General features: G+C 42.9%; 12 protein-coding genes. 7 read left to right on the top strand and 5 right to left on the bottom strand.

From position 1 onward, the window contains the following. Positions 1–5: 5 nt before the first annotated feature. Complete coding sequence (gene gloA2 / locus BAA9072_RS17445; RefSeq protein WP_201715967.1) at positions 6–392, bottom strand: SMU1112c/YaeR family gloxylase I-like metalloprotein; 387 nt, start codon at positions 390–392, stop codon at positions 6–8. Positions 393–478: 86 nt separating this feature from the next. Then, the gene (locus BAA9072_RS17440; protein ID WP_201715966.1) at positions 479–1408 is read right to left on the bottom strand and encodes a manganese-dependent inorganic pyrophosphatase; all 930 of its coding nucleotides are present in this window, start codon (positions 1406–1408) and stop codon (positions 479–481) included. A gap of 177 nt (positions 1409–1585) precedes the next feature. Here BAA9072_RS17440 and BAA9072_RS17435 point away from each other — a divergent pair, with 177 nt between their 5' ends. After that, entirely contained in the window at positions 1586–1888 is a 303-nt protein-coding gene (locus BAA9072_RS17435; RefSeq protein WP_201715965.1) for a hypothetical protein, read from the top strand. Between the two features lie 117 nt (positions 1889–2005). Here BAA9072_RS17435 and BAA9072_RS17430 read toward each other — a convergent pair whose 3' ends face one another. Further along, positions 2006–3061, bottom strand: a complete 1056-nt coding sequence (locus BAA9072_RS17430) for a DctP family TRAP transporter solute-binding subunit (RefSeq protein ID WP_201715964.1) — start codon at positions 3059–3061, stop codon at positions 2006–2008. A gap of 75 nt (positions 3062–3136) precedes the next feature. On the opposite strand from BAA9072_RS17430, the gene BAA9072_RS17425 reads away from it, so the two are divergent. The 6 genes from BAA9072_RS17425 (at position 3137) to BAA9072_RS17400 (ending at position 10061) form a co-directional block, all read left to right on the top strand. Continuing rightward, the gene (locus BAA9072_RS17425) at positions 3137–4762 is read left to right on the top strand and encodes an ATP-binding protein (protein WP_201715963.1); all 1626 of its coding nucleotides are present in this window, start codon (positions 3137–3139) and stop codon (positions 4760–4762) included. Then, entirely contained in the window at positions 4731–5426 is a 696-nt protein-coding gene (locus BAA9072_RS17420; RefSeq protein ID WP_201715962.1) for a response regulator, read from the top strand. Before BAA9072_RS17425 ends, BAA9072_RS17420 begins: the two co-directional genes overlap by 32 nt. Before the next feature lie 133 nt (positions 5427–5559). Then, positions 5560–6561, top strand: coding sequence for a TAXI family TRAP transporter solute-binding subunit (locus BAA9072_RS17415; RefSeq protein WP_201715961.1), 1002 nt, complete (start codon positions 5560–5562; stop codon positions 6559–6561). 42 nt (positions 6562–6603) lie between these two features. Further along, entirely contained in the window at positions 6604–7077 is a 474-nt protein-coding gene (locus BAA9072_RS17410; protein WP_201715960.1) for a DUF1850 domain-containing protein, read from the top strand. A gap of 12 nt (positions 7078–7089) precedes the next feature. After that, positions 7090–9255 (top strand): TRAP transporter permease, encoded by a 2166-nt coding sequence (locus BAA9072_RS17405; protein ID WP_230980925.1) that lies wholly within the window; start codon positions 7090–7092, stop codon positions 9253–9255. 14 nt (positions 9256–9269) lie between these two features. After that, positions 9270–10061 (top strand): SDR family oxidoreductase, encoded by a 792-nt coding sequence (locus tag BAA9072_RS17400; RefSeq protein ID WP_201715959.1) that lies wholly within the window; start codon positions 9270–9272, stop codon positions 10059–10061. A 334-nt stretch (positions 10062–10395) separates the two neighbouring features. On the opposite strand, the gene BAA9072_RS17395 is transcribed toward BAA9072_RS17400, so the two are convergent. Both BAA9072_RS17395 and BAA9072_RS17390 read right to left on the bottom strand, forming a co-directional pair. Next, on the bottom strand, positions 10396–11466 hold the full coding sequence (locus tag BAA9072_RS17395) for an SDR family oxidoreductase (protein ID WP_201715958.1): 1071 nt from the start codon (positions 11464–11466) through the stop codon (positions 10396–10398). A 136-nt stretch (positions 11467–11602) separates the two neighbouring features. Continuing rightward, on the bottom strand, positions 11603–13609 hold the full coding sequence (locus BAA9072_RS17390) for a penicillin-binding transpeptidase domain-containing protein (RefSeq protein ID WP_201715957.1): 2007 nt from the start codon (positions 13607–13609) through the stop codon (positions 11603–11605). Positions 13610–13766: the final 157 nt, after the last annotated feature.

Below are 13766 nucleotides of genomic sequence, written 5' to 3'. Positions count from 1 at the left end.
CTCTGTCAGTTTTCATATACCTCCAATGGCAGTCCATCCGGATCTTCAAAAAACGTGAACTGTTTATGGGTATACGGATCTAACCTTATTTCTTCCGTTTCAATTCCTTTTTGATTTAACTCCTTTACGGACTCTTCTATATCTTCCACTTCAAACGCTAAATGGCGAAGCCCTTGAGCTTCCGGATAACTCGGCCGTATAGGTGCTCCGGGGAACGAAAAGAGTTCGATTATATATTCACCGTTTAGTGTTAGATCTAGCTTATAGGAAGCTCTTTCTTCTCTGTAAACCTCTTCCTTTACACCAAACCCAAGTTTATTGACATAAAAGTCTTTAGACCTGGCATAATCCGAGCAAATAATAGCAATGTGATGGATTTTTTTGAATTTCATCTAAAACGACTCCCTTTGAATAAAAGATTATCTCGCTAACACCCTTATAATAAAAAAGAAGCAGCCCAAAGACTGCTCCTTCCCCTTTATGATTTCATCGCATCCGTCAACACAGGCACGATCTGCTTCTTACGAGATACAACACCTTTTAACAATGCCGTATTATTTTGAAGCGTCACGTTGAATGCTTTCTCAACTTCAGCCGCTTTGCTTCCAAGTGCCAACGCCGTAGAGTCGTTTTCTAAAATGTCCGTAACCACAAGAAGGAATAGATCCAGTCCTTTTTCCGTGATCATCGTTTCCATGGCTGCTTCCACTTCAGACTGTCGTCCGAATACATCATTCGTATCGACAACGTTGATTTGAGCCACTTCCACCTTTGCATTACCCATGGAGAATTCTTTCGCATCAAGGGTCACAAGTTCAGCCACTGATTTTGTGCTCATGTTCGCGCCTGCTTTCAGCATTTCCAAACCGTACACTTGCGGGTCAACTCCTGCAATGTCAGCCAGTTCATTGGCTGCTGCTACATCTTCGTCCGTGCATGTCGGAGATTTAAATAGTAGAGAATCAGAGATAATCGCTGAAAGCATCAGTCCAGCCATTTCCTTCGTAACCTCTACTCCTTTTTCCTTATAGATCTTGTTTAAGATCGTTGCCGTACAACCAACCGGCTCAGCACGGTAGTATAGAGGATCTGCTGTTTCAAAATTTGCGATACGGTGGTGGTCGATGACTTCAAGAACGCGTACTTCCTCGATGTCTTCTGCGCTTTGCTGACGCTCGTTGTGATCCACAAGGATGACTGTATCCGTCTCAGCCGCAACCTTCTCGACTAAGCGCGGTGCATCGACCTTAAAGTAATCAAGGGCATATTGGGTTTCACCGTTCACTTCACCTAAACGTACAGGCTCAACATCCATGCCGATCTTTGATTTCAAATCAGCATAAACGAGTGCAGATGTAATTGTATCTGTGTCCGGGTTTTTGTGTCCGAAAATTAATGTTTTACTCATTGTTCATTCTCCTAACTCTATGTAATGTGTTACGTGATTTTTCACTCTTTACATTTTCTTATATTACCATATTTATTAGCAAAACCGTATGTTTGGGGAAGATTTTTTCCAGTGATTGTGAAGGTAATATTCCCAGATTCTGTGTTATACTGGATAGACAAGGAGATGACAACTACTATGGATCAGATTCTACAAGCCATAAGAGAATTACAGGATCAAATGACTCGTTTTGAATCAAATGTGAATACCAGCTTTGAAAGATTGGAGAACCGCATGGATGGTCTGGAGACACGCATGGACGGGTTAGAAAATCGTATGGACAAGCTCGAAAACCGCATGGACAAATTCGAATCCAGAATGACAGTACTCGAAGAAAACCAGCAGGACACCCAAGATAACATCACGATTTTAGTGAAAGAAAACTGGGATCACAAGAAAGATCTTCATAAAGTAAAGCGGCGGGTGGGGATGGAGCAATAATCTTATACATCTTACCCACTCTTTCCCCTTTAACGAACAATTCCTCAAGTTGTATCCCCCTACTCATGGACAAAAGGATCCTAATTTCATATCCCTTTAAATGAAGAACGGCAGACGTTACTTTGGTCTCCCGTTTATTTCACTAATTTCCCCCATCAATTCCTCACCAAAGACATCTTCATATTCCTCATACAAAGGAGAAAGCTCCTCCTTCCACTCTTCTTTCTCTGAATTCAGCAGAATATGAATATCCAAATCGGTGTTTCTCTTTAGTTCACGCATTTGCTCGTCATTCATTTCTATAGAATGACGGCGGATCCAGTCTGTAGTTTGACCCATAGCCTCATTAATTTCTTTCTGGTACTCTTCAGGTAATTCACTCCAAAATTCTTCATTCATTAACACGACATATCCCAAGTACGAGTGGTTACTGACGGTAAGATAGGATTGATGATCATAGAGTTTCTTAGAGTATATATTGGAGATCGTATTTTCCTGTCCATCAATAAAGCCTACATCCAGATTTTCATAGGTTTTATTAAATGGGAGATCACTTACAGCCGCCCCCATCATTTGGTATTGTTTCTTTATGACTTCACTTGGCATTGTTCGAAAGTGTAACCGATTAAAGTCAGTGGGAGTTATTAAAGGACGTTTGCTATTCGTCATTTGTTTAAATCCGTTATACCAAAAGGTGACACCCTTGATATGTTCACGTTTTTCTGCTTTTTCGAGTAAATACTCTCCAATTTCCCCTTCAAAAGCTTGTTGAACCTGGCTATAACTAGTAAAAGCAAAGGGTAAATCAAATAGTCCAAACTCAGGAACGTACTGAGAAACTTTGGATGTGGCCGGAATGATCATTTGAACATTATTATTCTTAAGGGCATTCCATTCACTGATATCCGTATAAAGTGATCCGTTCGGATAGATTTCCACTTTCACTTTTCCCCTCGTATTCTCTTCTACAAGAGCTTTAAACCGCCTGACTGCTTTTCCTTTAGGGGTATTTTCCGACACGACATGACTCACCTTGATGACAATTTGATCCCTCATCTTTTCTTGATCATCGTCATACTCTGCGGAAAATCCATCCCGTGATTGAAACCCAACCACATAGGCGGTCACAATCCCTGTCAGGATAAACAAACCGATGAACAAAAAGGTTCTCATCAGCGGAACCCTCCTCTTTCAGATTCTAGTAAAAATGGTACAATAACTTTGAATAAAGAGGAAGGAATATTCAGAATGAATCGAAAACAAATGCCTATTCGCTGGAAAATGACAATATTATCCTTCGGAGTTGTCTTATTTGCCCTATTGATCGGATTTATTATTTTTGTCGGAAAAGCGATTGAGATGAAAAAAGAGGAATTAGGGAACCAGGCCCTTATTACTGCCAGAACAGTAGCCAACCTTCCTACCGTTCAAAGCCACCTGGAAGATTCCCAGGGATGGAAGGAAATTCAGCCGGTGGTGGAAAACATCAGGACCGTAAATGGATCGGACTATATCCTTGTGCTCAACATGAATCGCATTCGTTACTCCCATCCGTCCGAAGAACAGCTCGGCACCATATCCGCCGGGAAAGATGAAGGTCCCGCCTTTGCCGAACATAGTTATGTCTCAACGGCTAAAGGAGAGATCGGCATAGCCGTGAGAGGATTCGTGCCTGTCATGAACCCTGATCATCAACAAATCGGTGTAGTCATTGTAGGTATTGTTCTCCCTTCCACCGTTGATATTATGAGCAATCTAAAAAATGAATTGATGATTATAGGAGCGATCACCCTTCTATTCGGAATGATGGGTTCCTGGTTGCTGGCGAGACAAATCAAAAAAGACACCTTTCAGCTCGAGCCCCATGAAATCGGCAAACTTCTTGTGGAACGTACGGCTGCGTTTCAAGCCATGAATGAAGGAATCATCGCAATTGATAATCAGCAGAAAATTACCGTCTTCAATGAAAAGGCGAAAGAAATATTATTCATTAAAGGGAATTCGGCCGGAAAGTCCATCCATGAAGTACTCCCATCCTTTAAACTACCTGACGTTCTGAGAACCAGGGAACCTGTGTATCATGAAGAGATGACTTTAAACAACAGAATTATCCTTAGTTCAAGGGTTCCCATATTGGTAAATGAAAATATGGTGGGGGCCGTTGCCGTGTTTCAGGATCGAACAGAGATGACCAAGCTTGCAGAAGAGCTGACCGGTGTCAAAGAATTCGTCGAGGCATTAAGAGTACAAAACCATGAACATCAGAATACATTACATACCGTCGCCGGCCTGATACAACTTGAAGAAAATGAGAAAGCTCTTGATTATATTTTCCACTCTTCCCGGGAAGAAGAGGATCTCTCGGTATTCTTAGCCGAACGAATCAAGCTTGATCGATTAACAGGTTTGCTTTTGGGTAAAATCAGGCGCGGACGGGAATTGGGAATAGGGGTGCAAATTGATCCCGATAGTTATCTTACCTCCCTCCCTTCCCTCCTGGATGAACATGATTTTGTGATTCTCTTAGGAAATCTGATTGAAAATAGTTTATATGCCTTAAAAGAAGTAAAGGAAGACTCAAAGACTGTCCATGTCTATTTAAAAGAAGATCCGGAAACATTCCATATCGAAATAGAGGATAATGGAATCGGGATATCCGAGGAACAGACACCCCAGTTATTTAAAAATGGATTTACGACCAAAGGAACAGATGGATCGGGGATCGGACTCTACTTAATTCACAGCATTGTGAAGAAATCGAACGGCCATATTAAAGTAAAATCAACACCTGGGGAAGGAACACTTTTTCATCTTACCTTTCCCATGAATGGAGGGAACACTTATGACGAAACCAATAAACGTGCTCCTCATTGAGGATGACCCGATGGTTCAGGAGGTAAATCGGATGTTCATTGAACGGGTACCGGGATTTACGGTGTGTGCCATTGCCGGAAACGGACAAGAAGGCGCAGAAAAGGTCTCTTCTCACCAACCTGATCTTGTACTTCTGGATAATTTCATGCCCAGACAAACCGGAATTGAAACCTTACAGGCTTTTCGGCATCAGGGCACTGACGTGGATGTCATTGTCATATCAGCAGCACAAGACAAAGAAACCATCCGGGATATGATGCGATTGGGAGTGGTTGATTACATCATCAAACCGTTCAAGTTTGAACGGTTAAAACAGGCTCTCGAAAAGTATCGGGCATTTAAACATCAAATATCAGGGGAAGGAATGATTGGACAGCGTGAGATAGATCAACTCCTGGGAGGCATTGCTACTTCCAGAGTTGACAAACATAATGTGGAACTGCCGAAAGGACTGAACGCACAAACCCTTCAGCAAATCATTCAATTTCTATCCGATCAATCCACCCCCCTGTCTGCTGAAGAGACGGCGGAAGGAATCGGAATTGCCAGGGTAACCGCCCGGAGATACTTAGACTACCTCCTGAAATCAGACCGGGTCCTTATATTAATTGAATATGGCGGTATCGGGAGACCGGTCAATCGCTATCAGTGGAAAAACGGATAAGGTATTTTTGCCTTATCCATTTTTCATTTTCAAACTAAGACCAAAAAGACCAAAACGTCCTTTAAGTTCTAAATATTCTAATTTTAATATGTAAGCGTTACCATATTATACAGGTAAACCAAAGGAGGACGAAATGATGAAAAAATTCAAATGGATTTCAATAATAGCCATCGTCTCCATCCTATTGGCTGCTTGTGGCAGTGATGGAGCAAGTGGAGACGATTCGGGCAGCGGTGGTGATTCTTCCAGCCAATCAGTCGTATTTGGGACAGGTGGAACATCCGGTGCTTATTATGCGATTGGTGGATCGTTAAAACCTATTTTTGAAGAAAGTGATTCCATCGGAAATGTAACAGTAGAATCGACTGGAGCTTCTGTTGCCAATATCCAGAACATTACAGACGGTTTAAATCAAATGGCCATCGTCATGAGTGATGTGGCATATGATGCCGTTGAAGGAAAAGGACAATTCGAAGGCAGTAAAGTAGACGTTCAAGCACTGGCAGGCATGTATCAAAACGTGGTTCAGGTAGTGGCGATGTCTGATAGCGGAATTAAAAGTATTGAAGATTTAAAGGGTAAGAAAGTAGGCGTCGGTCAAGTAGGTTCCGGTGTGGAACAAAGTGCGAAGAAAGTTTTGGAAGCTGCCGGCTTAACGTATGATGACCTTGAAAAAGTCACCCATACAGGGTACGCGGATTCAGTACAGGAAATGAAGAATGGTACGCTTGATGCTGCATTCTTCACATCAGGAGTACCAAACAGTAATATTACAGATCTTATGCAGCAAAATGAGGTATCGTTTGTTGAAATCAAAGGAGATCTTGCTGAAAAGCTAATGGAGAAGTATCCATTCTACAAAACGTTCACCATTGATTCAGGTGACGAAGCGAAATACAACCTGGATTCAAAAGTCGAAACCGTCGGGATTCAAAATATGCTGATCGTATCAAAAGATCTAAGCGAAGACACCGTATACGACCTGACAAAGCGTTACTATGATTACTTAGGAACGGATGCAGTGGCAGTCGCTCCCCTTAAAGAAGTTGACCGGGACGAGATGGCGAAGGGCCTCATAGCACCTCTTCACCCGGGAGCCAAAAAGTTTTATAAAGAAAAAGGATTACTGGAATAATACGGAAAGGGCATCCATTCTGATGCCCTCTTCTTTCTATCTATGAAAAGAAGAATAGTCGGTGTCCTTATTTTCCTCCTTTTTTCACTGTCGTCCTTTATCCCGCTAAACACAATGCTCTTATCCTATCAAAATCAAACGATAGTCGTTCATCCCTTTTTAAAACAAAAAGAATTTTCCATACGCTGGACCCATTCTGTTGAAAAAGAAGATTGGGAAGAATTCTTTCATATTCAGGGTGAAACCATTCTGTTGACTTCGACCCGATTCAAAACGTTCGGAGCAGGCGTCCCGGATCATGCCGGAGATACTACGTATATAAAAGATGGCTGGGTGTATATGACGGGGATCCATCAAACGATCGGGAGCTCATTACGGTTTCAAACAGGCAAGGGGACGAATCACCGAATTCGTGTGAACGGACGAACCATTGCCCTTGATTCACAAGTTTCCTACGAATTATCGGTGAGGTCCGTCCCTCTGTATAAAGTGATTTATATGATTGTTAAAGATTAAGCGAGGTGACTCATGATGAAAAATCAGAAGAATACATCAGTGGAAGAGTTGGACCGGGAAGGAAATACGAGGAACAAGTATCCTAAAATGATCGGTCTAGTCCTTTTAGTATTGGCAGCCGGGATTGCCCTCTTCCATTTATACACGTCCTACGCAGGAGCATTGGTGGATGTGAAACAGCGAAGCATTCATTTATATGGACTGATGGCGATAGGATTTATCCTTTACCCCTTTGTTAGTAAAAAGAAAGATCAATCGGTTCCGTTATATGATTATATCTTTAGCGGATTATCTTTGTTTGTTGGCATTTATATGTTATTCAGTGCCGAACGCATCATCCGGACAGGCGGGCAGATCAATGATATGGACTACTACGTGGGGATCCTTGTCATCGTCCTTCTTCTCGAATTGACCAGACGTGTGACCGGCTGGGGTTTGACGCTTCTGGCACTGGGGTTCTTACTTTATGGTCTCTACGTGAAGCTGTCGATTTATCCGGAACTGAATTCTCAAATCACCTTGACCGTAACGAAAAAGATGATTTCACAGCTTGTATACATTACGGAAGGGATTCTCGGTACCGCAATAGGTGTATCCGCAAGCTACATCATTCTCTTTATCCTCTTCGGAGCGTTCTTAAGCCGCTCAGGGATGGGGAAATTGTTTAATGATTTAGCTTTGGCAGTAGCCGGGCATACAAAAGGCGGTCCTGCTAAAGTTGCTGTTATTGCCAGCGGGTTTCTCGGTTCCATTAACGGATCAGCTGTTGCCAATGTCGTGACGACCGGTGCCTTCACCATTCCCTTGATGAAAAAGATCGGCTATAAGAAAGAATTTGCAGGAGCCGTCGAATCAGCAGCCAGTGTGGGAGGACAAATACTTCCGCCCATCATGGGTGCCGCTGCTTTCATCATGGCTGAGAATCTTAATATTCCTTATACTAAGGTAATATTGGCAGGTATCATCCCTGCCCTGCTTTTCTACATTGGTATTCTGCTTCAGGTGCACTTCAGAGCATCCAAACGAGGGTTGAATGGTGTACCGAAATCTGAACTTCCCTCCGTGAAAGCTGTTTTGGCAGAACGTGGACATTTAATCATTCCAATGGTGATTCTCCTTTACTTATTATTCTCAGGAAAGACACCATTCTACGCTGCCTTCTGGTCGATTTTAGCCACGATCATCATTTCAGGATCGAAGCAGGTCCTAACTCTTTCAACTCTGCTGGGAGTATTCTTTGTGTTTCAACCACAAGTGAATGGCCTTTTATCCGGCGAAGGGATGCCTCCTTTGAAAACCGGATGGTGGGAGCTACTGTTGGTTGTTGTGATTCCCCTACTGATCAACCTGTTCAGAAAATCCAAAAACTTGGAAGCCGAAGAAATCGGATTGAAGGATTGTGTACAGGCATTGGAAGAAGGGGCAAAAACGACGATTCCGGTTGCGGTAGCCTGTGGTGCAGTAGGAATTGTGGTAGGAGTCGCTTCACTTACGGGAGTGGCCCTTGAATTAGCCAACAGTATTGTCGGCATCGGTGAAATGATCGACAGCCCGCTTCTACAGCTCGTGATTACATTATTACTGACCATGGTGACGTCTATTGTGTTGGGGATGGGACTTCCAAGTATCCCCACCTATATCATTACAAGTACGATGGCGGCACCTATTCTTTTACAATTACCCCTCTTCCGTGAACTGGCCGGCTCAACGGAAACGGCCGTGTTTGTCGCTCATATGTTTGTATTCTACTTTGGAATCTTTGCAAATATCACACCACCTGTCGCATTGGCAGCATTTGCCGGAGCGGGAATCAGCGGCGGTGACCCGACGAAGACGGGGTTCCAGGCGATGAGGCTCGCCATAGCCGGATTCATTGTTCCATTTATGTTTGTGTTTTCCCATGAGATGCTGATGGTGGACGCTACGGTTACAAGTATCATCACGCTCACCATCACATCTGTAATCGGAGTATTTCTTTTATCCGTGTCCATTGAAGGCTATTTCATGAAGAAATTCCCTATAAACCTACGACTTATCAGTGCGGTTGCTGCCTTTCTTCTGATTTACCCCGGGTGGATTACAGACATCATCGGTTTTGCGGTATTCCTATTTGTTCTGTTTTGGAACTACCAGGGAAAGGGTAAACCGATGAACGAAGAAATCAATATTACCAATTAAATGAGGTGAAAGAAATGGAATTCGGTATAAAAAATAAAGCAGTCATCGTGACCGCTTCAAGTAAAGGATTAGGAAAAGCAACGGCACTGGAGCTGGCAAAAGAAGGAGCCCGTGTACTCATTTCCAGTAGAAATGAAGAAGAACTTCAAAAGACAGCAAGTGAAATCATTGAACTGTCAGGTAATCAGCATGTTTATTACACGACTTGTGATATGACGAAACCTGAAGATATCCGCTCCCTCGTTAAAACAGCGGTTACAAAACTTGGAGGTGTGGATATTCTCGTCAACAATACGGGTGGTCCACCTGCAGGGGGGTTCCAGCAATTCGACGATGACGACTGGCAATATGCTTTTGAATTAAATCTGCTCAGCTATATTCGTACGATCAGAGAGGTCATTCCTCATATGAGAAACAGGAATGGTGGACGTATCGTGAATATTGCTTCATCTTCTATAAAGCAATCCATTGACGGCCTGATTCTATCCAACACCTTCAGGACAGGAATGGTCGGGTTATCAAAAAGCTTATCAAGGGAACTTGCCGGAGAACATATTCTTATCAACACGGTTGGCCCCGGAAGAATAGCAACAGAACGGGTTGCCCAGCTGGATCAGATAAACGCTGAGAAACAGAACCTATCTGTTGAAGAGTTAAAGAGTATGAGTGAAAAGTCGATTCCTATAGGACGATATGGTGAACCCAATGAATTTGCCCGGGTGATTGCCTTCCTTGTTTCAGATGCAAATACCTATTTAACGGGACAATCCCTAGTTGTTGATGGTGGAATGGTAACAGCATTATAAAAACTTTTAGAAGCTGGGACAAAAGGTTTCAGATAAAGAAAAATCCGAACAAGTGATTTGATAAAAATCTAACTCGTTCGGATTTTAATTTTTTGGTCTAAAGCTTAATCCATATATTAAGCAGGTTCTAGCTGTTGATTGGAGTGCAAGACGAAGACTCCTGCGGGAAAAGCGGAATAGGTGAGACCCCGCAGGAACGTCAGAGACGAGGAGGCTCACCTTCCGCCCGAGGAAAGCGAAGTCTTGCATGGAAATCAATAGCGGTGTAACACGTGATCTTATTGTTCGTCTTCAGAATGTATAGATTTAGTTATGTCCCGGCATCTTTTTACTATTAAATGATGATCTTTCCGCCGTTGGAATCACAGCCTGCCTGAATAATCATATCAATCGTTTCATCACGCAGCTCCAAATGAGCAACCTCCGTACCTCCAATCAACTCTTGTGTATTCCGATCCTCAAACGTCAACGCACCCGCAAGATACACCTTGAACACATCAATCAAGCCATTAAGCATTATCTCTTCTTCATCTAATTCATACTCACCAGTGGTTTCAACGACCTCTAAATGTTCAAATTGAAGAGCCTCTTTTATTACCTTCAGAAGTTCAATGTTTTCAGGCGGATTAGGATTGGTAATATGATAGATTTTATCAGGATGGGCTTTGTCAGGAGCAAGGCTTAGGATGTCAGCCACATAATCGACCGGGACGAGATTGGATGTCCCATTCTTGGCAGCAACCAGTCTGTAGTTCCGCTCTTCACCTTGACGTCTCGCTGTCTTACGCTTGAACACTCCCAGTGCACGCATAAATCCGTAAAGGGTAAACTGAGAATCCGCTTCACCGGTTTTTGAATCCCCCACAATGATGGCCGGTCGGAAAATGGACACGTCCATCTTGTCACGGTAGGAAAATACTAGATGTTCCGATTTCACTTTACTTTCTTCATAAGGATTATTGAACTCTCCTTCAGGGGGATAGAGCTCTTCCACACCCACACTCAGCTTTCCTACTGTGTAAGCCGTACTCACATAATAAAACTTTTTCACTTGAAGATGTGCTGCCAGTTCAAGTATATGCATCGTCCCGTTGTAATTGGCGGCAAACAGTTCATCACGTAAATCCAGGTCAAACTTTACAAGAGCTGCAAGATGATAAACGGCATCTATTTTGCCGGTTAGCCATTCCACGTCATCCTTACTCAGACCAGCATCTGGTATGGTGATATCCCCTTGAAAAATATGAATTCTCCCTTGCTCTTCTAATTGAAAAGAATCTCTTAATCTCTCAGCCTTCTCTACATTCCTTACTAATATATAAACTTCATTTCGTTCATTCTGTAAAAGGTTCTTGATCAGCTTTCCTCCAAGAAACCCTGTCGATCCCGTTAAAAATATGTTCACATTGATCACTCCTGTTGAATTTCAACCACGCTGGTCATTCCGTTTATCATATCACAGATTGAAAGCGGAATCGTCGGTAAAAGAGCGATGGAACATGATGACAAAAAGAGAGGGGCATTTGCCCCTCTCTCCCTTGTTATTTCCAACTATCATAAAACTTCTTTGCGACTTGGACTGTATGGGTACTTCCACCAGCGTCCTGTACATCTTCAAAGAGCATAGCGAGAACCATGGACGGGTCATTTTGATCATAGGAAACAAATAATCCATTTTCAGTCCCTGTCGTTCCCTGTTCTGCCTTGATTTCTGCCGTTCCGGTCTTCCCGGCGATGGCTTTTCCTTCTACACTCGCTTTTCCGGCAATTCCTTCTGTGACCACTTTTCGTAAATTCGTTTTCATCATCTCTGCCTGTTCTTTCGATAGCAGGTCTTTCTTCCACACTTTCTGTTCTTTGTCCTTCAGAAGTCTTGGTTCCATCATGGTTCCATCATTGATGATACCGCCATATGCACTTGCCAGATGAACGATGCTCATCAGTACCTCACCTTGACCGAATGCAGAATCGGCTAGCTGGACTTCTTTGGAAATCTTCCCGTTGTTCGAAACCTGTGATTTGTAAATCGGGTAAGACATGGGGATTTCTTCGCCAAAGCCGAAATCCTTCAAACCAGCAATAAAGGTCTCGGCTCCCATCTCTAATCCCACACGGGCAAAATAGATGTTATCCGAGAATTTAAGGGCGCTTTCTAAGTCCACTTTGCTCTCATTATCAAAGACCCGGACAACTTTATATTTCCCCCATGATTCATCCTTTTTCCACGTCTTCCCTTTGATATCATATATTTTCGTTGGATCCAGCTTACCTGATTTCAGCCCGACAGAAGACGTGATACCTTTCATTGTCGAACCTGGTGAATACGCAAGGGGGAAGCGATTTCGCAATGGCTTTTTCGGATCGTCCGCCAATTTCTTATACTTTTCTGAGCTCATCCCTAACACAAACTCATTGGGATCATAGGCCGGAGTGCTGACAAGAGCCAGCGCTTCTCCTGTTTGCGGATTCATGGCAGCTGCGGTTCCTGCCTCATCCTTCATTTGGGCATAAATCTTCTTTTGCATTTCGGCATCAATCGTCAAGGTGATGTTCTTCCCGTCTTGAACAGGTTGCTCGACCACGGTTAAGACGTCTTCTGAATCTTTTTTCTTCAAATAAATACGCTGCCCGTCTTTGCCCCGCAATTGTTCTTCATAAACTTCCTCCGCTCCGCTTAAGCCCATTAGAGACTGAGCGGTATAGCCTTTGTCTTTCAGCTTCTCCAATTTCTCTGCCGTAAGCTTTCCGATATAACCGGTCAGATGGGCAGTGGCTTCTCCATATGGATATTCCCTCGCCGGTACACGTTTGGAGTAAAGCCCTCCGAGTTCAATCACATCTAAGGCTAAAGGTCGTTCAGATAAGGCGATCTTTTTGATAGGGACAAAAAATTCCGGCTTTACCCAGCTCTGATCCAGCTTACTTTGAATGGATTCGGATGACATATCCAGCAATTGGGCCAGCTTGTCTAAATCACTGTCATTGAACTCTTTCGGGACAATTCCAAGCTCAAATGCTTCCCCGTTGATGGCAAGGGGCTGCTGATTCCGATCAAGAATTTCCCCGCGGTTGGCCGAGATACTTTCCACGCCGACTTTATCCCCTTTTTCCATCTCAGGAAGGATGAACGAAGGGTCCCAATCCACGAACCAGTTTTCCTCGTCGTCCTTCTTTTCTTTTGTCAGCGTAACATCTTTTTTATATGAAACCTCACCGGCCAGGGTGTTAAATGAAATGGTCAAGGGAAATTCCGCTTTTGTTTCTTTGTCCCATTCCACTTCTTTGTCCGGCTTTTTAAAAGATACTTTGACATCCTTCACTTCTAAATCTTTATAGATATCATTGTATCTCGTAACGAAATCTTCTTTTTTGAACGTTTCTTTAGTGGAGGAATTTACATAATCTTTGAACATATTATCAAATTTCTCTTTATTCCATAGATCTACGTATTCTTTCAGCCGATCATCTGGCTGAGCCTTCTCCTGACAACCTGCGATCAGTAAACTGAAAACAACAAAAAGACAAAGCAACATGATTTTTTTGACCATATGTAGTGACAACCCCTTGATTATTTTTCTTGTTATTTTCATTGTTTCAAATCGTATCCATTTTTACAAATTTAATGTATTCATTTCCGAGGTTTTCTGAAGAACTTACTTCATTCGAGATTCATGGAACAATAGGAAAAGCCCAGCTCTTAAAGGC

It is taken from the genome of Rossellomorea arthrocnemi, from assembly GCF_904424705.1.
Lineage (GTDB): Bacteria > Bacillota > Bacilli > Bacillales > Bacillaceae_B > Rossellomorea > Rossellomorea arthrocnemi.
This window is presented reverse-complemented; position numbering and strand designations above follow the sequence as displayed.